This window comes from Nocardioides sp. (assembly GCF_035576065.1).
Lineage (GTDB): Bacteria > Actinomycetota > Actinomycetes > Propionibacteriales > Nocardioidaceae > Nocardioides.
On the sequence record NZ_DATLWX010000021.1, the window covers coordinates 41,385 to 50,007 of the forward strand.

Genomic DNA, 8,623 nt, shown 5'->3' on the forward strand with positions numbered 1-8,623 from the left:
GCCCATGCCGATGACGTGTCCGGTAGTCCGATAGGGCTGGACCAGACCAGCCGGAAAGGATGGTCATCCCTCCCGGGCCTATCGGCCGAGTGTGAATTGCTGCTTGCGTTCCTCCGTTGTCACATCGATGCACGGGGGAAACATGGGTTCGTTCGGGACGTTTTCGCGAGCTGTCAGCCGCTTCGGGATGGGTGTGCTTGCCGGGTCGCTGATCCTCTCGGGGCAGTCCCTGGCGGAGGCCTCCTCCCTGGCGACGTCGATGCCGGCCGCTGCGTCCCAAACGGTCACCTTCGGGTTCGACGACTTCTCCAGCCTTGATGGCCTCAACCTGCATGGTGCCGCGGCGGCTGCCGCTCAGCCGGTGGACGTCGAGGGGCATCCGTCCCTTCGAGTGCTCCGTTCGCTGGGAGGTGAAAGTTCCTCAGTGTTCTGGGACCAGCCGATCCAGATCGGCACTCCACAGGGAGCGTCGTCGTTCTCCCAGAAGTTCCAGTTCCGTATCAGCGAGAATCGCAACAGCGGTGCGGACGGGATCGTCTTCGTCGTCGGCCCGTCCCCGGACACGGTGGGAGGCTATGGCGGTGGGCTGGGCTACCTCGGGATCAAGAATTCCATTGGAGTCGAGTTCGACACTTGGGGCAACGGCGCCCCCGGCGACCCGAACGGCAACCACGTGGGGATCAACGTCGGGGGCAGCGTCGACTCGATCGCCACCGGGATTCCGCCGGCGTCACTGGAGAACGGCAACGTCTGGACCGGGTGGGTGGACTACGACGGCCCGAGCCACCGACTCGAGGTGCGAGCCTCGGACACCGGCGAGCGACCCAATCAGGCGTTGGTGGCGGCGACCGTTGACATCCCCGCAGAGGTCGGCGGCAACGAGGGCTACTTCGGCTTGACCGCAGCATCCGGTTTTGCGAGTCAAACCATCGACGTCCTGTCATGGAACGGCACGGGCTTCTTCCCCGGGATTGAGCCCCCGACCCCCGACCCCGTTCCGGCCCCCGTAGCCGACGCGGGACTCGACCAGGTCGTGGACGAGGGCTCCACCGTCACCCTTGACGGATCGGCTTCCAAGGCGAGCACCAAGCCCGCGCTGCAGGCGTCCGAGCAGCGCGGCGCGCTGCCGGGTGGTACGTCGCTCGGCGCGGCCCTCGATGGTCTCGATGAGGAGGCGACGGGCATCCGGGTGGGCGGCTCGGTCTCCCTCGGCCAGGGTCCGGCAACGCAGAACACCTCGATCGCCTACGTCGTCGACGTGTCCGGCAGCGCCGGTTTCCAGGGCGGACCCTGCGGCGACGTGAACGGCGACCGCCGCGCCAACACGATCTTGGACTGCGAGCTCGCGGCCGCGCTCAAGCTGCACGAGGAGGTCGCCGCGTCCGGGACCGTGGACAAGGTCGCCCTCATCACGTTCAGCAGCGGCGCCAACGCTGTCGACCTCGACCCGACGGCCGCCGTGAGGACGCTCGTCTCGCCCGAGGCGGACGCCGACGGCAACGGGGTCGCCGACATCGTGCAGGCCATCAAGCGGGTCACTGGCTCCGGGGGCACCAACTTCCTGCCGCCGGTGACCACGAGCTGCAAGCTGCTCGCCACAACGGGCTCGCCCAACCTCGTCACCGCGTTCATGTCCGACGGTCAGGGCTCCGGCTCCCTCAAGACCGTGCTGCCCTGCAACCCGCCGGTCACCTTCCACGCCTTCGCGGTGGGTTCCGGCAGCCAGTGCGCCCCCCGCACGTCGGTCGGCAGTCGCCTGATTGACATGGCAACGCTCTCGGGCGGCACGTGCACCAACGTCCCGGTCGTCTCCGACCTTCCCGGCATCTTGCCCAAGGTCATCTCCAGCCGGATCATCAAGGCCAGCTACACCATCGACGGCGGCACCCCTGTCGACCTCAGCAGTTCTCTCGGCCTGCCGAAGGATGGTCCAGCGGACCTCGACGTCTCCTTCGACCTGCCGGCGGACCTCCGCCAGGGGCAGCACCGCATCTGCCTCACCGTCACCGGTCAAGACTCGGGAGGGACGTCGTCGGAGACGACGTGCTCCGATCTGGTGACCGTGACCGGGGAGGTTTCCTACTCGTGGCGTCCCGGCTCCACCGAGGGCCCGCCGGTCTTCTTGTCGTCGCGCACCTCGGCCCGCCCGACGTTCCTGGCTCCCGACGACGGTCGCTATGTCTTCGAGCTGACCGTCACCGACGGCACCGGCAGCACCGCCACGGACGAGGTCGTGGTCGAGGTCTCAAACCTGGTGCCGACCCTCGAGCTGACCCACGGTGACTCGTTTGCCGGCGGCGTCACCCAGGTCAACGCGACCCTCACCGACGGGGGCTGGCTCGACACCCACACTGCGGTCGTGGACTGGGGCGACGGCACGACCACGCCAGTCGATGTGACCACCGCCGGTGCCGGGTGGGGCACGTTCTTCGGCTCGCAAGTCTATCGCCGGGCCGGCAGCTTCGACATCGTCGTGACGTTGACCGACGACGACGGAGGCATCGCGATCCAGCGACTCGACCAGCTCGAGGTGACCGAGCCCGCCGCCGTGTGGGCCAACTCGACCGCCAGCCGCTCCCTCAACTGGGCCGGCGGTTCGGGTGAGATCCAGGGTCGCGTGCACACCAACGGCGAGCTCCGCTTCGTCGGCGCCACCAAGACCATCAAGGGCGCTTCGACGTACGCAGGCTCGATCTCCGCGGACACCACGCGCAACAGCTTCACGCCGCTGCCCGTCAAGTCCGGAGTCCTGGGCTTCCCCATGAACCCGCAGGTCGCCGACTTCCGTCCCGGCGGTCCCGTCGCGGTCGAGATGGGCTCGGCCTACCACGACATGTCGGCTCTGTGCTCGGGTGGCAGCTGGCACGACGTGCAGTCGTCGCTGGCATCCGGTGTCTACTACGCGAACTGTGACATCCAGCTGAACGGCTCCCAGATCGATGGACGGGTGACCCTCGTGAGCGAGGGCCGCATCAAGATCGCCGGCTCGCGTCCGGCCTTCGAGCCCTACCTTGACGGCCTGCTCATGCTCGCGGGCGCCACCGGGACCAAGGCGATCGACATCTCCACGTCGTCGTCGAAGTTCCTCGGCGTGCTCTTCGCCGGCTCGGGTGAGATCAGCGTCGCCGGCGCAGGCAACCGCTTCTACTGCGGCATCCTCGGCAACACCGTCGCCATCACCGGCACCGACGTGACGGTGCGCGGCGCCGACTGCGGCCGCCCCGGCAACACGGTGTCCGGCCCGGTCGTGGTGCCGGACCTCGCGATCGACCTCGCCGTGGACCGCGAGCGAGCGCTGCCCGGCGACCTGCTCGGCTACGACGTCACCGTCACCAACGCTGGCACCACCCTGGTCGTCCCTTCGCTGATCGGCCTCGAGAACGTCGACACCTCCACGGCCCGGGTCGTGGGGCACGACTTCACCGTGGAGCGCCAGGTCGCGGGCACCGGCGCGTGGGTCCCGGTCGCGGGCCTGGGTGACCCGTCGATGACCGTGCACGTGCGCGCCAACCCGTTCGAGGGCGTGCAGTACGCCGCAGGCGGAGCCGTCGTCGGCACGACTCTTGCGCCCGGTGGCTGGGCCACGTGGGGCGTGCAGGCCGAGCTGAGCCTGACCCCGGCGCAGATCGCAGAGCTCCTTGACCCGAGCCGCACCACTGGTGTGCGGACCCGGGTCGACTTCACGCTGGACCCCTCGACGGTTCAAGCGCGTCGGCTCTACACCTACGGCACCGACTTCGCCCCAGCGCTGCGCGCCCTCGGCGCCGACGCTGCCGAGGTCGCCGTCACCTCGATCCTCCCGGACGGTGATGCCGAAGTCATCCAGATCACCGACCCCGACGCGCGGATCGCCCCGGGCGAGTCCGTGACCCGCCACCGTGAGTGGACCGTCCCGGTCCCATCCGCACGAGCCGTGACCGAGACCGATGCCGGCTACCTGAGCCGCCTCCTGTCCCTCGACGGCACCCAGCTCAACGGCGCCGCATACGCCCAGGCCACCGGCGGCGTCGGCCTCCTGGTCGCGCCACTGCAGCGGGTCACCACCACCCGGGAGCTGCCGGTCGTCGGCGTCTCCACGGTGGGGTCCGCGACCATTCCGGCTGGCAGCAGCGCCGACTACGAAATCAAGCTGGCCAACCACGGTTCGGCCGGTGCCTCAGCTCTGGAGACCAAGGCCACGGCCAACGCGACTGCTCTGTCCGTGACGGAAGCACCGACCGCCCTCGACGCCGGCGAGCTCGCCACGGCGCGGACGTCGTATGCAGCCCCGGCCGCCGGATCGGGCAGTGTCATCCTTCGCGGCACGGCCGCCTGGCAGGACGCGCGTGGCAACGCGTACGGACTCTCCGGCTCCGACCTGGCAGTCGAGCGTCAGCTCCCCGCGACTCTCTCCGCGACCCTGGTGGACGCCCTCGTGGGCGACGTCGCGGGCGACGGTGCGGTCTCGCCGGGCGACACGGTGCGCTACACCCTGACCGTCGCCAACCGCGGCGGCGTGACCCTGGCCGGAGTCAGCGGCCGGGTGCCCGCGCCTGCCGACGCGACGTTGGTCGCGGGGTCGGGGGCCACCCCGGACGGCGGGACGGTGTCCCTTGCCGGTGGCGAGGCCACCTTCACCCTGCCCAACATCGCCGGCTCGGCCACTCGTCGCGTCGTGTTCGACGTCGTTGTCGCCCAGCCTTTCCCGGCCGGCACGGCACGGATCGAGACGCAGGGGTCCGTCTCGGCGACGGGACTCGGCACGCTCGCGACCGACGACCCGGCGCTGCCGGGTCTGGCGGACCCGACGCGGACCACGGTCACCCGTCCCACCCCGGCGCTGATCGCCTCGCTCGGCGGTCGACTCGTCATTGACGCGGACGGCTCGGGCGGAGTCTCCGCCGGTGACACGCTGGCCTACGACCTGTCGGTCTCATCCGTGGGCACGCAGGCCGTCACCGGGACCCGTCTGGACCTGCCCGCCCCCGCCGGCACCAGCGTGGTCGCGGACTCGGTGCGCACCAGCCAGGGGACCATCACCGCCGGGCCAGGGGTCGGCATCGACCTCGGCACCCTGGCGCCGTTCCAGCAGGCCAACGTCGACTTCCGGCTCCGGCTCGGCTCCCCACTGCCGGCTGGCACCACCGCGATCCGTGCCCAGGGCACCGTCACGAGTAGCGAGCTCGACCCGGTCACCACCGACGACCCCCAGACGGTCGAGGTCGGCGACATCACGGTCATGCCGATCGGTGGTGACGGGACCAACCCGGAGATTCCGGGGGCCGCGGTTGGCGTCGTGTCGCCCGCTGAGGGCGCCATCGTCACTGCGCCAACACGCGTCACCACGACCCTCAGCCCGCCAGACGGATCTACCGTCGCGTCGTGGCGGGTTGACTACCAGCGAGTCGGTGAGGACGGAGCCAGCCTGCTCGGTAACGGCACCGGCACAGACGTCGACGTCATGTTGGACCCGACCGTGCTTCCCAACGGGGCTTACGAGTTGGTCATCCGAGCGGCCACGTCTAACGGTGGAATGACGACGAAGCGGGTGACGGTCGTCGTGGACGGCGATCTCAAGCTCGGTCGGTATCAGGTGGCGCTCACCGACATGTCGGTCGGCGTGGGTGGCCTCCCTCTCCACGTCACCCGTGCGTATGACAGCTTCGACAAGTCAGTCGGCGACTTCGGTGTCGGGTGGACCATGAACCTCTCGAACTTCACCGTCGCCGACAACGGCCCTCTGGGCGCCGGTGGCTGGACGATGGAGAGCTGCGGCGGTGGCCTGATCTTCTCGAAACTGTGCTTCAAGTCCACCCGCCCTCACTTCGTCGCCGTCACGTGGCCGGACGGGCGGAATGAGATCTTCGACCTGCGCCCGGCCGAGGGATCGACCTTCGTCTCCGGACTCACCTCCGCGAAGTTCGCCGGGCGCACAGGGACCACTTCCACCCTGCGGGTGGCCGGTGACGACGGCCTCTTCCTGACAAACGGCAACCTCAACAGCGGGCTGTTCGGCTCGGGCCCCGTCTTCGACCCCCAGAGGTTCGTCCTCACCGACAAGTACGGCGTGGAGTACCGGCTCGACGCACAGGACGGACTGACCAGCATCAAGGACCGGCTCGGGAACGTGACGACCTTCGGCCGTGACGGCGTGCGCTCCAGCACGGGTGTGGCCATCGACATCGTCCGTGACGCTCAAGGTCGAATCGTCTCCGTCACGGGTCCGGACCAGTCCAAGGTCACCTACGCCTACAACGCGGCAGGCGATCTCAGCACGGTGACCGACCAGCGAGGTGTGGCCTCACGTTTGTCATACCTCACCGGGCACTATCTCGACCGCATAGACGACCCCACGGGGCGTGCCTACGTCCGCTACGAGTACGCCGACGGTCGCCTTGTCGCCATCATCGACGGGGAGGGCAACAGAACGCAGGTATCGTCCGACGTAGGCGAACGCCAAGAGACCATCACCGATGCGTCCGGCCGCCTCACCACGGTGACGTCGTACGACTCTGATGGTCGCGCCATCCGGATGAGCGAAAATTTTGACGGCTCCCAGCGAGCGACCGAGTTCGTCTACGACGACGCCGATCGAATCGTCCAGCGCAGCGACAGCCTTGGCCGCATCTGGAAGGCGACGTATGACGCCAAGGGAAACCTCACGAGTTCTGTTGAGCCAGGAGGCGCCAGGACCGTCACGGCCTACGACGGGTTCGGAAACCCCACGACGCTGACCGACCCCAACGGCGGAATCACCCGCTTCGAGTACGACAGCAACGGAAACCTGGTCAAATTCATCGACGCTGGCGCCAAGGCCACCACCTACGCCCACGACGCCGCTGGCAACATGACGTCGCGCACCGATGCGCTCGGGCACAAGCAGACATGGACCTATGACAGCAAGGGCCGAGTGCTCTCCGCCACCGATCCGTTGGGCAACGCCACCAAGTGGGAGTACGACGCCAACGGCCGCAAGACTGCCGCCGTCGACGCCGCCGGTGGCCGAGCGATCTGGTCCTACGACGATGCTGGGCGTCTGCGCACCTCCAGCGACGCGCTAGGGCGTACCGTCGAGTGGCGCTACGACGATCGCAACCAACTGGTCGGATATGTCGACGCGAACGGCAAGGAACGGACGTTCCAGTACGACGGAGCTGGCCGTGTGGTCAGCGAGACCGATGCGCTGGGCCGGTCCTCGCTACTCGCCTACGACGCTATGGGCCGCACTACCTCAGTCAAGAGCCCGACGGGCGCGACGACGAGGTATGCCTACGACGGAGCCGGGCGCCTGGAATCAATCATTGACCCGTCGGGCCTGACGACGGAGTACGACTACGACGCCGCCGACCGGGTCGTCGCGACACGCACGCCGCTCGGCGGCGAGTCCAGAACGACCTACGCACCCAACGACCTGGTCAAGACTTCCATCAGCGCCGCTGGAATCGAGACGACCTACGCCTACGACGCGCTGGGCAATGTGTTGCAGATCAACGACGGGGCAGGCACGACCAAGATGACCTATGACTCCATGGGCCGTCGAACCAGCACCACGGACCCGATGGGTACGACCGCGTCGACGTCGTATGACGCTGTGGGCGCGATTCGGACGAACACGTCCCCGATCACCGGCACCACGGCCTACGAGTACGACGCAGCGGGTCACCGAACCGCCTTCACTGACGACACAGGTTCCAGGACCAGGCTCGCGTTCGACGCGCTCGGGCGTAACACCATGATCACCGATGCGCTCGGCAAGACAACGGAGTCGACCTACGACGCCACCGGTCGACTCACCAAGCTGGTCGACCCGGCTGGGCGGCCCACGCGGTTCGAGTACGACCCCGAGGGCCGAATGACCGCTCTCACCGACGCCGCGGGCAGTTCGGCCCAGTACAGCTACGACGCCGCCGGCCAATTGCTCACTGAGCGTGACCGCTTGGGTCGGGTGACGACATTTGGTTACGACGACGCCGGTCGCCAGACGACAATCACCGACGCGCTGCAGGGAGTCGTGAGGTTCGGATACGACGCGTCCGGGCGACTGACCAAGGTGACCGACCCGCGCGGCAACGAGCGAGCCTGGGCGTACTCCGCAGGTGGTCGCACTGTGACCGAGACCGACCCGCTGGGCCGGGCGCAGATCACTGAGCATGACGCCGCTGGGCGGGTAGTGAAGGTCACCGACCGGCGAGGTCTGGTCACCTCTCACGAGTACGACTCGGCGGGCGACCTGGTGCGGATCGTGAACGCCGATGGCGAGATCCGGCAGGACTTTGACGCGGCACACCGTCGAGTGGCCTTGATCGACGGCTCGGGCACCACGACCTGGGAGCGGACCGCCTTCGGGCTGGTCTCGTCGGTGACTTCGCCGGCGGGCCGGATTGGCTACGCCTACGACGACCTCGGCCGCGAGACATCGACCACGATGCCGGGAGGCCGCGTCGTGTCGCAGGAGTACGACGTCCTGGGCCGCGTCACCGAATTGACCGACTCCAGCTTGGGTACGTTCGGCTTCGAGTACGGCGCGACGGGTGCGCCGACTGGGATCGTCAGGCCGAACGGCGTTCGAACCGACCTGCGCTACGACGCGCTTGGTCGCCTGGACAAGCTTGAGCACAGCCGCGGCGGTGCGGCGCTCGCGACG

General features: G+C 68.4%; 1 protein-coding gene. It reads left to right on the plus strand.

Going from position 1 to position 8,623, the window contains the following annotated elements:
• Positions 1 to 187: 187 nt before the first annotated feature.
• Positions 188 to 8,623: lectin-like domain-containing protein (locus VNJ48_RS11450; RefSeq protein WP_325602158.1), on the plus strand; the 8,436-nt coding region annotated here is incomplete at its 3' end.